The organism is Paenibacillus methanolicus (assembly GCF_008124765.1).
In the GTDB taxonomy this organism is placed as follows: Bacteria; Bacillota; Bacilli; order Paenibacillales; family Paenibacillaceae; genus Paenibacillus_Z; species Paenibacillus_Z methanolicus.
This window is the reverse complement of the sequence record NZ_VNHS01000017.1, coordinates 1-16,455: the sequence shown is the minus strand read 5'-3', so window position 1 is coordinate 16,455 and position 16,455 is coordinate 1. Positions and strand designations below refer to the sequence as shown.

The window sequence follows — 16,455 nt, the reverse complement described above, 5'->3', positions numbered from 1 at the left end:
GTCGTTCATCCCTTCGTTATCGATTGGCTACCCGGACGATTGCGCCCGTCAGGCCTTGTATTTCGCGCTTGAACAATTCCTCGTCGCTGTTCGCGTCCGAGAGGTGAAGCAGCCATATCTCCTGCACGCGGCTCATATCGTTTGCCTGGAAGAAACCCTTTACGTTTTCCAAGCTGAAGTGCGATCGGAGCAAGCGGCGTTGCCGGCTTATCAATTGCGGTCGAACCTCTTCGGAGGCGGCAATGATATTCCGCTCGACGATGACCTCACTGTAATTGCATTCGATCATGATGTGTGTGAGGCCGTTGAACCGGTACCGCACGTAGTAGGTGTCTGTCGCGAACAGCAACTTCTCACCCGCCTCGTTCACCATCAGGAAGCCCAATGGCTCCTCGACATCGTGTTCGACACGGAAGGGGAGAATTGTCCACGTCCCGATCGAGAAAGGAATCTGCTCTGCGATCCGGATGACGCGGTGACCATCCAATCCAGCGGCCACCGCCGTTCCCTTTGAGCAGTAGACATCGATCCCGGCTTTCATTACATCAGCAGCTGCCTTGCAATGATCTGTATGGTTATGTGAAACCAGGCAGCCAGCTATCTGGGATGTTCGGTACTGCGTCTTCCGCTTGATATCAGACCATGAAATTCCGCATTCAATCAGAAGTTCAGTGGTTCCATCGTCCACGATATAAGCATTACCGGTGCTTCCGCTTGCGAGCGGTTTTATGTGGATCACTCTGTCTACCCTCCATTGGAACTTCAAAAGCCTGATCGGCTGACCACCCGAGCCGCAGTCTGCTTCGAAGAGTGAAATAGTTCAAATGCAGTTCTATAGCCCAGTCAGCCAGGCTTTGAGTCTTTCCTCTATATAAAATCATCTTGCAACGACGGGTATTGTTGGTCTGTACTTTCTGGCTCGTCCAACGGCAATTATCGGGCGAGTAATCCCCATCGTTATTAATTCGATCTATCGTCAGTCCTTCGCGGTAACCATTTTGATGTGACCATTCGTAAAACTTTTCGAAACAATAACCAATCCGCGAAAACCTTAATGCCTCGCCCGCCGTAATGATGAAACTTTGGGTGTTCGGGGCTCCCACATCGCCGCCTCATCTCAATCCAAACGTAATGTAACTTAGTTCCTGATTGTCGATGGGTTACTGTCAATGTGCGCCCTCCCTCAGAACCCCGGGCTGCTTCCGGCCCCCGGCTCAGTTGGCACCGCACTCTCTTGTTGTGGGGTGATGATCTCCGCCTCAGCATCGTGAGCTGTAAAGTCGACATCGATAACTTCGCGATTGGCGTTCTGGCGGATTTCTTCTGCCGTCTCGGCGGCCGTCAAGTCGATTTCGTTCTGCTTCAGTCGCATGTAATCGTCGTCGATCTTCTGGCTGTCGATCGTGATATCTCCGTAGGCGGCGCGGTAGATCGTCTTCCAGACCATCTTTTCGTACCAGCCCTCGACCTTCTCAGTCCCCACCTTCTTGTTGCGGCCGGTCGACTCATCCTTTTCCCAGACGTCCTTCTCGCCGCCCCAGAATTCAGCACTGGCGTACTGCGGCTTACGCTTCTCGATGTCCTTTAGGCTCATGACGACCAGCTTGTTCTTCTCGGGCGTGTCATTAAAGATGTGGAAATAAAAGCCACCGACTACATCCCCGCGGTCGAATTCGTTCGTGATTTCGAATTCGTAGTTCTCATAAGGATTGTTTCGATCCTTCTTGATCGATTTGAACCGGTCCGTGCTGTAAACGACCTCGACAACAACGTGATCCGGGATTTCGAGCCCATATTTCTTGGCCTTCAGCTCCATACCACGGTAGCCTTCGACGAATGTGATATCGTATTTCCCGAGCGTGTTGTTCTTGAACGGGACCATATTGATGTGGTTTTTCTGAGCCGGGTCAAAGCCGATCCGCGCCATAGCTACGACGTCGCGCGAAAGCTTCTCCATATTGACATTCTGCCAGGTGACCGCAAGAGGGTCTTGGTTTTGCCGTTTCTTCAGACGCTTCTCCTCGGCCATCTTCAGAGCCGAGTCAATGGCAACGAAGTAATTCTGCGCCAGGCGCTGCTGGAAGTTGGTCAGCGCTACCGCGCCTACACCGCTGCTGTACTCTGTGACCACCTTGTTCATGAATCGTTCTGACGCTGACAAATCCACTTTGGTAAGCTGCTGCTTGTTTTGTTGTTCGTTCAATTAGATCGCCTCCTGGTTATTTGCCGGTACGACGCGAAGTTTCTTGTCGCCCTTGCTTACGATCAGCCGGATCTGCTGCCCACGTGTCTGTGCCAGATCAGTGACCGCCTCCGCGTTATCGATGAAGATCGGTGCAGTGAAACCGTAATGCTCTGAAAGAGTATTGATGATGTCGAGCCCGACGTTGATCCGGGCGGCGTTGTTCATGTCGCTATATGGCACGCCGTTGTACAGCGTCTCGCAGCATTCTGCCAAGCCGCCGTTGATCTGCGTCTCAAACAGCTTGAAGCGTGCGTATCGGAATTTGCTGTTGATCCTTTCCTCAAGGAGTTGGACCTTGGTCTGAATGAATTCCTCGGTCAAGAACAGCTCGCGCTCCAATTGCTCGTAAGCCGTGGCCAGCTGCCGCTCCTCCGCTTTCAGATCGGCAATCCGCTGCTTCGCCGCATTGATCTGGCCGAATTTTGCCTTGTTGCGCTCCTGGGCCTCGACCTCGGTCCGCAACTTCGCCAACTGGATCCGTACATCTGCGATCGCGCTTTGTGATGAAGATCGTAGTCCGGTGATCTCAGACTCGATGGCCGCCTTCTCTTCGAGCTTGGCCTTGTATGCTGGATTGGTCATGAAATCCGGGGCCGGGGAGATCTCTTCAAGTTCTGTTTCTCCAAACGCAACCGCGCCTCGCGCTCCCTGCAATCGCGTTTGCATGTCCTCAAACTTGCTCAAAAGCCCAACATTGGCTGCCTTCAGTCGCTCCGCCTCATCGGCCGCCGTCTTGCCCCTGATGAAAATCTTTTCCTTGCGATCAGACTTGCTGACGTTGAACACCTGCTTCGCCTTCTCGTGTGCTTCGGCTATCCGTTCCTCCGGTAAAGCTTGGCCGCACGTAGGGCAGTCGGTGGCATGCGAATGTCCATCGAATGTTTCCGCATCGACCTTGCGCCATTCAGCTCGCAGCTTCTCAGCCTCGGCTTCTCGTTCCTTGGTGAGAGACTCATTCTTGTCGACCTGTCGCTGGATGGTGTAGAGCTCGAACTCGATATCCTGCGCCTTGCGCCGCAGCTCGTCCACCGCTCGCCGCTTGGCGGACAACTCATCGAGTACACCGGCCTGCGCTTCGTTCTTGATCTGCAGCAACTCGCCTTCGATTTCAACGACGCGCTTTTGCTTTGCCGCCAATTCCCCACCAGACTCGATCCGCTGTTGTTCGGCTTCCTTCGCAGCGATGCGGCCCTTCAGGGCTTCGATTTGCTGGTCCAGCATGTCTTCGCTATGAGTCGGCAGGTCAGGGAACGAACGGTTTACCTCGTCGATCCTGGTAGGGATCTTCTCGATTTCCTTGTTAATCTCAGCGCGCTTGGCCGCGATCACCTTGCGCTGATCTTCGATCGACCGGTCGCCCAGAATGGCCGGCAGCTCCGCCAGTTGATCGTTTCCCGCGATGACATCGGCGTCGGACATGTCGCCGCACACCTCGAGCAATTTCTTTCGGCGGTCTTGCCATTTCAGCTGTTCATTGAAGAACGTCGGGCTGGTCAACAGCTTGAAAAGGTCCTCTTTCATAATGCCGTCCACGTAGGCGGTGAACTCGCCTTTCTTGACCGGCACGCCGTCTATAAAGTAATCCGTCTCGTGGCCGGTGAATTCTGCAACCGCGGATCCGCGTTTCTTTGACCATTTCTCACGGAAGACCTTCCGCAGCTCGACGCGCTTTCCATTGATCTGCAGCACCGCGCGCACCTCATGGTTGGCTCCGCTTTGCTCAACATTACCCGCCGTGTCCAGCGTCTTAATGTTGAAGTCCTTCTTGTTCTGGCTGTCCTTATCGAACTTGAGCCAGGTGAAGGCATCGAACAGCGTCGTCTTACCCGCTGCGTTTTCGCCGAATATGTCAAGATCAGCGCCGCCGGCCGAGTCCAGTTTGAAGTTGCGCGCACCCTTGAAGCCCGTCAGCTCCAGTTCGAGGAGAACCATGCGTTGATTAGCCAAGAACCTTCTCTCCCTTCAGTTGATTTGGTTTAGGCGGCTCATCTTCCCGCACACCGACGATGACGCCTTGCTCGTTGCGCTGGACCCACAGCTTCTCGCGCTTCCACTTACGCTTTTTCATACACTCGTTCCCCTTTCATTCGTCCGCCCGAGCAGGTAGTCGGTCGAAACGTTAAAGTGATCGGCTATCGTATCCAGCATGAGGATCCCCGGGCGCCGCTTGCGCGTTTCGAAATGCGACAGCGCCATTCTGCTGATCCCCAACCTGGCCGCCGTCTCGTCCTGCGTCAGCCTACTCTCGATCCGCAGCTCATAGATCCGTTCGGCCAGCGTCTGTGCAGCCGTGCTCATCGGTGCTCCTCCAGGATGCGGGCTGTCATCGAGCGGATTGTCATGCCGGCCTTGAAGTCAGCGACCATTTGGCGGGCTTCCGTCCCCTTGAGCAATCCACTTGCGTAAACCGGCCCCGAAGTCTGTCCAGCTGGAAGTAGCTCCTTCAGCAACATGTCTCCGTTACGCATTGACTCCACTCCCTAAATTGATATTTGTAAAAAGTAAGCAAATAGCTTACATGTTCGCATTTGTTCGCGTTGCGCTAGATGATTGAACGCTCTATAATATATTGTAGGCAAAGGTGCATTAAATGCACATTAGACTTAAAAAAAAGGGCAATCCTTCAGATCTTGAAAAACATCGTCTACGGTGGAACCCAAATATTCGGCCAGTCGAAAAGCGAATTTTAGTTCCGGATTACATCGCCCATGTTCAATGCTTCGAATCCAACTTTCGCTACAGTCAAAATCCAAACTCATTGCACGCTGGGACTTATCTTTGGCGAGACGGAGCTCCCGAAAACGCGTGCGCTTTTGAATGATGCGAGGGTCAGCTTTCCTTTTTGACAATGCATAAACCTCCTTTCCATTGCGTATGCTATTCTTGAATGTGCATTTACTGCACATGCAAATAATAGCATGTGCTTTTTATGCACGTCAACCCATTATTTTTCTGGATGGTGTATCGATGGATAAAGCACAAAAGCTAATAGTGGCAAAACGAATAAAAGAAATGCGTAACCGTAAGGGTTGGACCCAATTAGAATTAGCTGAATTACTAGAAGTGGATAGGGTAAGCGTTACAAACTATGAGCTCGGTCGGGCAGTTCCTCAGTGGGGGACATTCGTCAAACTTGCTGAATTGTTCAACACGACTACAGACTATCTCATGGGCAGCTCTGATGACGAAACAAAAAAAACTCCCGACTCGATGGAAAATGAGCGAGAGTTTATTGGAAAAATTGAATTGACTGATGAGGAGCTTATGAATCAGTTCGAGATCGATGGACGTCCACTGACCCCGAAGGAGTGGAAGAAGCTGATTGAGCTGATCCGACTTGATCGTCGCTTTGAAGATTAAGAATGCCCAATTTCACTTGATAATGACCTGGCTTTTTCCCGAGTAAGACTGCCAAGTTATCCAGACTGATTTTCTTTTTTATAGCCGGTCACCTCTCCATCTTGTATACAAATAATACCATAGGACTATAAAACAGAACAAGTGTTCGTTTATTTGAAACTCAAATGCAACTATCTTCCCAAAACGAAGGCTGCTGGCTGTTGGGCTGGCAGCCTTATAATATTCTAGTCCTACTATACCTATAGCCCCGGAACATGAACGTTTAGCATGGGACAAGTTGAAAGACTTAAACTGGGCTCCTGCCGATATTCCAACAGCGAGATATTACTGAATACAAAGAAAGGACGAGTCGACTATGGGGAAATACGGTTTTCTGAATATAAATGGGGACGTTGTAATTGAACCAGTATTTGATGAGGTGGAGGAATTTGGTGACGGAATTGCTTTGGTAACTAAAAATAATGAGATATTCATTATGAAGCAAAGTGGAGAAACGATTAGATTAAGCCAATTTACAGCTGCTGGACCAGTGAAGAGCGGCCTTTTTTGGGTTTATGATAAAGAAAAGGATAAGTATGGGGTTTTAAATAAATCACTGGAGTCGGTGATCCCATGTAAGTATGATCGAATCACCGTATATGAGAACAATCAGATTAGAGGCAAGCTAGGAAAAGAAGTTCATTTACTTGATTCTAATGGCGATATCATTATTAGTGATTTTAGACTGTTCGGTAATCTGAATAATGATAGAGCACTTATTAAACAAAAAATGAATTTTGGGTATCTTGATAATCAGGGAGAAGTTGCTATCCCTATAGAGTATGATATGGCAAACAAATTCTCTAACGAGTTAGGAGTTGTCTTTAAGGGAGGAAAATGGGGAGCAATAGATAAATTTGGTGAAACAGTAGTACCATTCAGGTATAACTTTTTGTCAAATTTTAATGACGATGTCGCATTCTTTGGCTTAAAAAAAATCGGGCTGCTTAATAAGAACGGCACCGTGTTAGTTAAACCACTATACGAAGAGTATAAGAATTACTCAGAAGGATACGCACCTGTGAAGCTGAATGGCAAGTGGGGTTATATTGACAATGAAGGAAGAATACATATAACCCCTCAATTTGATGAAGCTGAGCGGTTCAAGAATGGATACGCAATAATCAATAAAGACGGAACTGACGGTCTTTTATCAATTACAGGGGAAGTTAAATTTATTGCCAATAAAAAATTAGGTCAAGAAGTATCTAGTGGTCTAATTTCATTTCGAGATAAATGTCGCTAGAGCAGCTTTTGGACAGACAGAAGCACCGATATTTCCTTCATCACATCACGTACAAAAGACCAAACTGTCCAGAGTGCCTGCTCTGACGCAGCCTGAACCGATGTCAGGTAAGTAACGCCCCAAACAGCCCCCCTTGTTCGATGGTTTTATTATTGTTGCAACATATAACATAGTCGCTTATGATCTCGAATAGCGTATGTATATTGGTATCATAAAGCGCCGCTTTGAAGCAGCTCGCTGCGGAGGCGGCGCTCGGGATAGACAGAATAAAGAGCGTCGGACGTTATGTCTGACGCTCTTTATTCTGTCCGAATCTTATTAAATGACAAAAGGTGTCTTTGGCGCTGGAGATCAGAATGAAATTTATAATATACGACTAATTACAATAGATTATATACATTTCGTATCAATGTGAAATATAATCAATTTTGTAAGTTATTATGTTATAGATTGGTGGTCAGAATATGTACAAGCTTTTTTTCCGTAAGTATGGAAAATTGGTACTCCTCCCTGCTTTACTCGTTGTACTTCTCCTCGCTTCCGTTACGCCGGCATTCGCCGAGACACCATTGGAGGGCTCTGGCGCGGCGCAGACCTCCGCATCAGGTGAAGAAAACCATGCTGAGATTCAAGTAAATGCCGAGGCCAGCATGCCGACAGGTTTGATCGTCAACAAACCGCTGGACGGCGCCATAGCGAAAGATTCGATGGAGCTCGACATTTCCGCGTACAAACCGGATGGACAGCCTGCGAATATCACCGCTTTTATCATATACGATGGTTTTGAGCGGCATTATCTTGCCACGGGCGCCGGCCAAATTCGCAAAACCGTCCCCATCCCTTCTGCGATTAATGCTAGAAAAGTCACGATGAACATCGAGGCTTGGGGAGCAGGCTATGCAAAGAAAACAATATTTCTGGATCGGAGCCCTTCTTATTCGGTTGTGGATGCCGTAAACGGGGAAATTTTAGATTTCAACGATGACAAAATCCTATATACCGGCTTCGACTATAGTACAACGGGCGACTTGAATAACGTGCTCAAACTCCTCGATCGGCACACCCGCCAGGAAATCGTACTGACCGACAAGTTCCAAACGAATCGGCATGGAGGGCCCAAGGCAGTCCTGACTCCTAAAGGCGCATTGTTTGTGCAAGAAATAGCGTACGCCCATGAGGAGCTAACGGAATATAAGAACGGCGAGCTCATTCTCCTGGGCGAGGATACTGACGGTCAGTTTTATTCGGCTGATTACGAGGTGCAAGGCCATATAGCAGCGTTCCAAAGGCAGCGTGCCGTTATTTCCAAAAACCTGCTGACCGGAGTGGAGTCGGTTGTGACAGATAATGGTTGGTTGAGCGATCTATCGGAAGATGGGAGCATCGTCTACCTGAGCGCCTCGGATCGAAAGATATACAAGTTTAAAGATGGAGCATCCATCAAGTTATCGGCGTTGACAGATCCTAGCGTACTGGAGTCGGGAGCGAAGACAGACGGAATCCGGACTCTCTATATGCGCTCGAACCCAAAAGCCCTTATGCTGCATAACGGAACGGAAAATATCGAACTTGCTCCACATGACACCGGTTATCATATCGAGAATGGCTGGATTATCTATTACAAGAAAGATAGCCAAGGCACTTACCAAGGGTGGATGATCTCCCCGCAGGGTGAATCCAAGCTAATACCGGCAATCGGAACAAGCGTAATAAGCCCCGATGGTGAAATTTTAGGCCCATGCATTAGTAACCAAATATGTTATTACTCTCATGGTGACGTGAATGAGCCGTTCCCTGTACTTGCGGACTTGGGGAGACTTCTATATAAGGGCAACCAATTCTACAGCATAACAGGTGGCTCCATTCTCGCCATCCATGCGACGCCGAATGATATCACCCCTCCTAAAACACAGATGTTGGTCAATGGCGCCACCCCCGTTTATGACGGTTGGTACAAAGCAGGGGCCCGGGTCGAATTCCTTGCCCAGGACGATCCTGCGGGAACAGGCGTCCGCGATACGCGCTACGATATTAATAATGGTCCTAGACAAACTTATACGGGACCGTTCGTTCTGACCGGAGAGGATACCCATCATTACGTCCTCGACTTTAACAGCACAGATAACAATGGTAATCAAGAAGGGCAGCAGCGGATAGTCATTAAGATCGACTCTGACATTCCCTTCACCAAGAGTACACTGACTCCGAACTGGAGCGCCGACAAAACGTATATTAAAAGCTATACTGTCACCCTGAGGGCTTATGATCAGACGACGGGGGTTAAAGCGACCTACTACCGGATCAACGGAGGCGAATGGAAAACGTACTCAGGTCCTTTCGAAATGGATCAGGTTGGCGAACGTAGATTGGACTTCTATAGCGTCGACAATGTTGGCAATGAAGAGAAGCATCCGGCTTAAGAAGGGCTCGCGGGTTTTCAACCAATTAGTTAGGACCACAAAGGTTCATATCCAGGATATTACACGAATACGATTATTAATATGGTTATCTTAAAGCGCCGCTTTGAAGCAGCTCGCTACGAAGGCGGCGCTCAGGGTAGCAAAATTAAGAGGCGTCGGACGCAAAGTCTGACGCTCTTTTTTTCGAATCTTATTAAATGACAAAAGGTGTCTTTGGCGCTGGAGATCAAGAATGAAATTTATAATATACGACTAATTTACAATATAGATTATATACATTTCGTATCAATGTGAAATATAATCAATTTTGTAAGTTATTATGTTATAGGTTGGTGGTCAGAATATGTACAAGCTTCTGTTCTGCAAGTTTGGTAAATCAGTAATCCTCTCAGTTTTACTCTTGGTTTTATTAGTCGCTTCCGTTACTCCTGTATTCGCTGAGGATCTCCCTACTCCTGACTCTCTTGCGGAACAAGCCCCTCCTTCCATTAAAGCGACCGAAACAGTACCTCAGATTACGGCACAGATTGACACGCCTTCCGGACTTGTCGTTAAGAAGCCGCTAGAAGGCTCGGTATTCAAAGATCAGATTGAACTAGACATTACGGCCTATACATCTGAGGGAAAACCTTCGAAAATTGACGTTGTATTATATTATGGACATGCAGATAGGGAATCTTATTACCTCGCTACCGGAGTCGGTGAAATTCGAAAAACCGCAACCATTCCGTCTATAATCAACGGCAACAAAGTCAAGATGGAAATACTCGCTTCGGGCATAAGCCCAGGCTATACTCTGAGAACCATCTTTCTGGATCGAAGCTCCTCTTATGCAATTATTGAATCAGTCGAAGGTAAGATCTTGGATTTTAATGAGGATAAAATCCTGTATACCGGCTACAATTATGGGTATTTTGGCGGAGCTGACACCGTGCTCAAAATTCTCGATCGTCACACTCGCCAAGAAACGATTCTCTCCACCCATCTCCCTGAGGATTTTGATTATGACCAGGTACCCGCCTATCTAACCCCAAAAGGCGCATTGTTCATTCAGCAGTTAGAGAATCATCATCAGGGTCTGATGGAGTATAGCGACGGCGAGCTTACCCTCCATGACCAAAGTGATTACTACTATGGACGGAATTATAGGGTAATAGGAAGCAATGCGGCTTTCGAAAGACAAGGTTCCGTTCTGTTAAAAAATGTGCAAAACGGCGTTGAAAGAATTGTAGCAGACAAAGGGATACTGTGGGATTTAACCGAGGATGGCACCGTCCTTTATACAAACACGACAGATAGAAAGTTATACACTTACAAGGATGGAAAGAGCACCAGGGTTAGTACGCTAACTGACCCCAGCGTGTGGGAATCAAGTGCTAAAACAGACGGAACTAGAACGTTATACATGCGCTCAGATACAAACTCCCTTATGATGCATAATGGAACAGAAAGTATTGAACTTGCACAAAATGTGTTCCTGCCGTATGAGACCGGTTTTCATATCGAAAACGGTTGGAGCGCCTACACCAAAGTGGAACCGCTAGGCACTGGAATTTGGATGGTTTCACCGCAGGGTGAAAAGAAGCAAGTTACTTTCTGCAACTCTCATGCAATGATCAGGAGCGTTGGAAGCAACGGCGAGGTATTAAGCACATGTAATGGGAATCTCTATTACAGCTCCTTCCTTGCTGGTAGTGATGCTTTTCCAGTTATTGCAGACTTAGGGAAGCTTATATACAAAAACAACAAGCTCTACAGTAGGACTGGAGGTTCCATTCTAGCCATCCATGTAACGCCCAATGATATCACCCCTCCTAAAACACAGTTGTTGGTCAATGGAGCAGCTCCAGTTGCATCGGGGTGGTACAAACCAGGAGCTCGCGTTGAATTTCTAGCTCAAGACGACCCGGCGGGTACAGGCGTCCGCGATACACGCTACGATATTAACAATGGGCCCCGTCAAACCTATTCAGGACCATTCTTATTAAGTGGAGAGGATACTTACTTCTATCAAGTCGACTTTAACAGCACAGATAACAACGGCAATCAAGAAGGGCAGCAACGGATAATCATTAAGATCGACTCCGACATTCCTTACACCAAGAGCGCTCTGAGCCCGAACTGGAGCGCCGACAAAACGTATATTAAAAGCTATACCGTCACCCTGAAGTCTTATGATCAGACGACGGGGGTTAAAGCGACCTACTACCGGATCAACGGAGGCGAATGGAAAACGTACTCAGGTCCTTTCGAAATGAATCAGGTTGGCGAACGTAGATTGGACTTCTATAGTGTCGACAATGTAGGTAATGAAGAGAAGCATCCGGCTTAAGAAGGGCTCGCGGGTTTTCAACCAATTAGTTAGGACCACAAAGGTTCATATCCAGGATATTACACGAATACGATTATTAATATGGGTATCATAAAGCGCCGCTTGAAGCAGCTCGCTGCGGAGGCGGCGCTTCAGAAGTGGCAAAACGAAGAGCGTCGGACACAATGTCTGACGCTCTTTTTCTATGCCCAGAAATCCCCGGGCCTAACATCATGTCCCTTCTTTCGCAAGAAACCTATTGCAGTTGTTTGTATCTCGGGCGGCGGATCATAATCCAATTCATTGCACAATCTGGTCGCTGTATTTTTGTTTACCGGCAGATCTGATTGTTTGTATCCATTCTGATCCATGACCTGACCAAATTTCGTTCTGTTCTTCCCTAATCCCATACCGATCCCCCCACCTTCTGTTACAGAGGGTGGACAGTCTTTGAAAATTTTATTCAAAGCTCAGGAATTTTGTACAAACAGTCTTCCGTATCCTCAATCATCAACCGTCAGACAGGGGCGTAACGACATGTCAGACAAAGTGAGAAGGAAGCTTGAGGCGCGGCTGCGTGATGGCCGCGACGAGGATCTGAAGGAAGCGACAGCAGGACTCAGCAGCGGCGTGCTGTCGGAGATGGTACGCGACGGCATGCGGCTAATGCTTGGGATACGGACCAAAATGGCCACGGAGATCAAGGAGCGCCCGCTGATCGTTCCACCACCAGACAGGAGTACGACGCTGCCATCCCGCCCGCAACCGCTCGATATCATCCTGCAGCAGAGCAAAGAAAAAACGACCAGCCCATCAAGGCCGACCGTCTTTAAACCGAAACTCTAACCGCCGAACACCGCCGGCGCGCCCCAGATCATCATCGCAATACCTACTGCAATCGCCACAAATGGCATCCAACGTCCCTCCCTCCGCACTCGATACGGCTATTATGATCGGCGCCGCTGCCGCGCATACCGAGGAGGTCATGCTTATGTTTTACATCGTGTGGGGCTGCATCTTTATGGCCATCACGTTGACGATCGTCGCGAAGGGAGGTCGGCGGAAATGATCTTCGGTTTCGGTTGCTGCCTGGTTATCTGGGGGCTTACGGATCTCATCAAGAAGGGGCGGAATTCGAAATGATCACCACGATCAACATCAGCGCGCGCTGTTACGACGGGCGCCGTACAAAAGTCATCATGGACTTGGGTCCGGAGCTGCCGCAGGTCGAGCTCCCCGCGGCGGACGCGCTGCGCATTAATCGTGTCATAGCGCATCTTCGGCGTAACCACCGCGCCTATACGGCGGCCGTCATGTTGCTTGCCGTCATGCTCGAGCCGTCCGGCGTGCTGGCCGCGTCCGTGAAGACAATGTCGGGCGGGCGGAACATTATCCTCTTGCTCCAAAAGGCTTCGTTTTGGGTCGGCATGGGGATTACGATCTGGGGCATCGTCGAGGCGCAGCTCGACTTCCCTGGTTGGAAAGGCCGTATCATCAAGGGCGTGCTCGGGTACATCGGCATCTTGCTCGTGCCGCTCGTCTTTCTCGAATTGCAATCCAGCCTGCAGGTAGACGTCTGGGATCAGATCGAGCAGCACCAGCAGCAGATCGCACCGCGGCTGGACCCGACATACATCCCGCCGACGAGGGGGTAACGGCCATGATCATCAATATCCGCCCGCGCATCACCTCCGAGTACGGAGCGATCGACAGCGCGCATACGGCGCCGCATACTGGCGTTGACGTCGCAATCCCTGAGGGTACCGAACTGCATGCCGTCGCGGACAGCGTCGTGAGCCGGATCGTCGAAGGAGCCGACCGGCTCGGCAACGGTGTCATGCTGCATACGCCGGACGGCCATGACGTCATCTACGGCCACCTTTCGCGGATCACGGTCTACCCCGGCCAGCACCTGCAGGCGGGCGACGTCATCGGACTATCCGGAAGCACCGGGCATAGCACGGGACCACACCTGCATCTCGGGCTCATGGAAGACGGCCACTACATTGATCCGACGTCGCTGATCGATGCTGCAATGGGGACGGCGCCGCTCGCCGTCCCAGAAGGACACAGCGGCCCGCTCGGCGGACTACAGGATGCGCTCGAAGGCTTCAACAACACGATGAGCGCGATCGGCCACGCATTCCGCGAGCTCGCCTACTGGCTCAACCCGGCCAACCTCTGGAGCGAGCTCAGCGACGTGTTTAACTCCGGGGCGCTCGACAACCCGTTAATGATCAGCACGATCGTTCTGATTCTCATATTGATGGGCGGCGCGCGCTGGCCGAAGAAGTGGATCGCATGGGGATGGGTCGTATTCTGGATACTGAGGGGGATGGTGTTCGCATGATCCTATCGTAGGATCAGGTTTATTCCTTTTTCTGCTCAGGTGGAGTTAGCTTTTTTGGATAGATCCATGTTGCCTGTCTTGATTCATTTTTCATAATCACTTCTTCTGAACCATCTGGTTTTATAACTAAGTGCTTTTCTATTTTGGTCTGTGGATTAGAGTAGTATCGCATTTTTTCATCCCGTATCGTACGGTAATCAATGATTAATTCATGTACTTCAATGTCACTAATGACTTTCATTGTTACTGGTAAAAAAATCTCAATACCTTTTTCAACGATGCCTACGTGGGTCTCTATTCGAATTGGCGCTTTCCCCTTTGGAACAATCACAGCAACTATCTTGCAGTCCATGATGATATCAGGGGCTCCAAATTGCGAAATTTTATAGTAAGCGATTGCCCCTTTGTAATTAGGGTTAGTTTGTTCCATCCAATCTTTGAATTCTGTATATTGTTGAGTTTCGATTAGCCTACTATTTTCATGAGTCACTACTCGCCGTAGATCCACCGGGGCGCTAAAGTCATGAGCCGAAATAAACGATCTATTGTTTACTTTATCTTGCTGAATTTCCTTATCTCTTTGGGTCTTAAACTGAAAGAGTGCAACCCCTACTGCCCCAATAAGACCTAAATAGCTTCCGAAAAAGCCGATCCAGGCATCCGTACCACCATTAACTCGCCAAGCCCGCCATGTTAGAAGTAAATAATTTATTAATACAGGAGAAGCAATAATCACAAGGTAAACCCATTTTTTCTTCAAGAACTCACTCAATTTAACTAACCCCAATTCAACATCACCTCATAGCTATCATTTCCTCAATATTACCAGAAGTGTCCATAAGTAAAAACTAGGGGGGCTATTGTGATGATCACCGCGATCATCGGCAGCACACTTTACCGGCTCCACGAGGGCGGCCGGGTCGACCGTATCGAGCTCTACCCTACCTTGTACCACGCGCAGCTGCCGGTGGTCGCGACATCTCAACGTCGCGGATCCGGTCCGCGTCCCTCCCGTCCGCTCTTCCGGGATCAGCTCGCCGGCATGCTTGTCAAGTCTGCGGCGGCCGCTGGCCGGTTCACGAGACGTGTATCCGGCGCCGTCGAGTCGATTCCGTGGGATCGCTTCTACCGCCGCGAGCCGGACGATTACGTCGTATACGAGATCAGCCCGACGCCGTCGATCCGCAACAACCAGGCGTACGTTTTGGCGAAGGTCATGGCGAGCTTTTACCGCTCGCCGAAGGAGCGCCGCCGCTGGGGCAACCCGGCCATGGGCGAAACGATCTGCACTGACCGCAGCCCCTACCGATGCAATTTCCGGATCGTCATGCGCGCGGGCTCCGTCAATTTTTATCTGCTGCTTCCCCGCGACAAGGCCGGTGAAGTGTTGCGTAAGGCCGAGGCGATTTACGACGCCGGCATCACGATTCAGGAGATTCCCGGCGGGCTCCCGCGGCTCGACCCGGCCAAGGTGTTTTGTACGGAACTCTCCTACCGCCGGCACGACATCTTCTCGCTTGCCACCGACAAAGACAATAACTACCCGTTGCCGTCAATGCTGACCACCGTCCGGACGCTCGAGGGCGATGACGTCGCAATCTTTGACGCACTATTGGAACCGTATGACCGGCGAGCGTGGGTCAAGGAAGCCAAGGAGGCGCACGACCTGCTCGAAAAGGGATACGTGCCGGATGCTAGCTTGCAGCACAAGTTTCTCCGCCTGGTACATCAGGCTTTCGAGCGCGCGCGATATGAACTGCTGGAGTTGACGCGGTTCACCGCTCAACAGAAGGAGCAGCTGGCCGTCTGGCGACGCGAACAGAGCAGCTACCGGGAAGCTGCGCAGATCCGGGAGGAGATGACGCCGGCCAGCAAGCGCAAGCCAGGCGAGGACGTGCTGAAGGGCTGGCTGCGGATCGCGGTGCAATCCGAGGACGCAGGACGCCGCCGCGACGCCGCCTACACGATCGCGAACGCCTGGAAAGACATCAGCGGCAACAACGAGCTCGAGCGGTACGACGTGCCGCCCAAGTGGACAGCCCGGTACCTAGACGCGATCGAAACGCGCCGCGGATTCTCCATCCGGTTCCGTCCGGTTAAGCTCAGCACCGACGAGGCCGGCAAGCTGCTGCAGCTCCCGGGCGATTCCCTAATCGAGGAGTTTCCGCAGATCCAGGCACGCAAGGTTAAGGAGATCAGCCTACCAGACGAGTTGACGCGCGAGGACGTCCGGTCCGTCCGGATCGGCTGGGTCACGGAACGCGGCGTCCGCAAGCTGGCGCGGCAGCCGCTTGAGGCATATCCGGGCTCATCGCAGGCCGCGGTGTACGATGCGCTCTGCACGGCCGCCTTCGGCCAGGGTAAACAGGGCAGCGGCAAGTCGGAGGGATACGGCACGGTCTACGCTTACGACATGGTCATGGCCGGCTTCTCGGTCATCCTCATTGACACCGCCGACGGCCAGATGCTGCGCAATTTCGTGGA

Annotated in this window: 15 protein-coding genes; 8 read left to right on the top strand and 7 right to left on the bottom strand. The window is 50.5% G+C overall.

The features are described from left to right. Positions 1–16 precede the first annotated feature (16 nt). From BCM02_RS32235 to BCM02_RS36710, 6 genes are all read right to left on the bottom strand, one after another. Positions 17–739 (bottom strand): MBL fold metallo-hydrolase, encoded by a 723-nt coding sequence (locus BCM02_RS32235; RefSeq protein ID WP_148933240.1) that lies wholly within the window; start codon positions 737–739, stop codon positions 17–19. Between the two features lie 444 nt (positions 740–1,183). Beyond that, positions 1,184–2,203, bottom strand: coding sequence for a recombinase RecT (locus BCM02_RS32230; protein WP_222871044.1), 1,020 nt, complete (start codon positions 2,201–2,203; stop codon positions 1,184–1,186). After that, a complete protein-coding gene (locus BCM02_RS32225) occupies positions 2,204–4,192 on the bottom strand; it encodes a hypothetical protein (protein ID WP_246183655.1) in 1,989 nt (662 codons plus the stop codon). It abuts the gene before it with no gap. Then, positions 4,185–4,313 carry a hypothetical protein gene (locus tag BCM02_RS36430; protein WP_281288268.1) on the bottom strand — a complete coding sequence of 43 codons (129 nt, stop codon included), beginning with the start codon at positions 4,311–4,313 and terminating at the stop codon, positions 4,185–4,187. Before BCM02_RS36430 ends, BCM02_RS32225 begins: the two co-directional genes overlap by 8 nt. Continuing rightward, the gene (locus tag BCM02_RS32220) at positions 4,310–4,543 is read right to left on the bottom strand and encodes a helix-turn-helix domain-containing protein (RefSeq protein WP_148933239.1); all 234 of its coding nucleotides are present in this window, start codon (positions 4,541–4,543) and stop codon (positions 4,310–4,312) included. The genes BCM02_RS36430 and BCM02_RS32220 overlap by 4 nt, the downstream gene beginning before the upstream one ends. 305 nt (positions 4,544–4,848) lie before the next feature. Then, on the bottom strand, positions 4,849–5,151 hold the full coding sequence (locus tag BCM02_RS36710; RefSeq protein WP_148933238.1) for a helix-turn-helix transcriptional regulator: 303 nt from the start codon (positions 5,149–5,151) through the stop codon (positions 4,849–4,851). A gap of 61 nt (positions 5,152–5,212) precedes the next feature. Between BCM02_RS36710 and BCM02_RS32210 the strand changes: the two genes are divergently transcribed. The 7 genes from BCM02_RS32210 to BCM02_RS32180 all read left to right on the top strand — a co-directional run bounded on the left by BCM02_RS32210 (position 5,213) and on the right by BCM02_RS32180 (position 13,971). Beyond that, positions 5,213–5,605 carry a helix-turn-helix domain-containing protein gene (locus tag BCM02_RS32210; protein ID WP_187434524.1) on the top strand — a complete coding sequence of 131 codons (393 nt, stop codon included), beginning with the start codon at positions 5,213–5,215 and terminating at the stop codon, positions 5,603–5,605. Positions 5,606–5,960: 355 nt separating this feature from the next. Further along, the gene (locus BCM02_RS32205) at positions 5,961–6,890 is read left to right on the top strand and encodes a WG repeat-containing protein (protein ID WP_148933236.1); all 930 of its coding nucleotides are present in this window, start codon (positions 5,961–5,963) and stop codon (positions 6,888–6,890) included. A gap of 464 nt (positions 6,891–7,354) precedes the next feature. Continuing rightward, positions 7,355–9,310: an OmpL47-type beta-barrel domain-containing protein gene (locus tag BCM02_RS32200; protein WP_148933235.1), complete on the top strand. Its 1,956-nt coding sequence runs from the start codon at positions 7,355–7,357 to the stop codon at positions 9,308–9,310. 343 nt (positions 9,311–9,653) lie between these two features. After that, complete coding sequence (locus BCM02_RS32195) at positions 9,654–11,642, top strand: OmpL47-type beta-barrel domain-containing protein (protein WP_148933234.1); 1,989 nt, start codon at positions 9,654–9,656, stop codon at positions 11,640–11,642. Between the two features lie 516 nt (positions 11,643–12,158). Beyond that, positions 12,159–12,467: a hypothetical protein gene (locus BCM02_RS32190; protein WP_148933233.1), complete on the top strand. Its 309-nt coding sequence runs from the start codon at positions 12,159–12,161 to the stop codon at positions 12,465–12,467. 293 nt (positions 12,468–12,760) lie between these two features. Next, positions 12,761–13,276 carry a hypothetical protein gene (locus BCM02_RS32185; protein WP_148933232.1) on the top strand — a complete coding sequence of 172 codons (516 nt, stop codon included), beginning with the start codon at positions 12,761–12,763 and terminating at the stop codon, positions 13,274–13,276. Between the two features lie 5 nt (positions 13,277–13,281). After that, positions 13,282–13,971: a M23 family metallopeptidase gene (locus tag BCM02_RS32180; RefSeq protein WP_148933231.1), complete on the top strand. Its 690-nt coding sequence runs from the start codon at positions 13,282–13,284 to the stop codon at positions 13,969–13,971. 19 nt (positions 13,972–13,990) lie between these two features. On the opposite strand, the gene BCM02_RS32175 is transcribed toward BCM02_RS32180, so the two are convergent. After that, positions 13,991–14,758, bottom strand: coding sequence for a hypothetical protein (locus BCM02_RS32175; protein ID WP_148933230.1), 768 nt, complete (start codon positions 14,756–14,758; stop codon positions 13,991–13,993). 78 nt (positions 14,759–14,836) lie between these two features. Between BCM02_RS32175 and BCM02_RS32170 the strand changes: the two genes are divergently transcribed. Further along, positions 14,837–16,455: hypothetical protein (locus BCM02_RS32170; RefSeq protein WP_148933229.1), on the top strand; the 1,619-nt coding region annotated here is incomplete at its 3' end.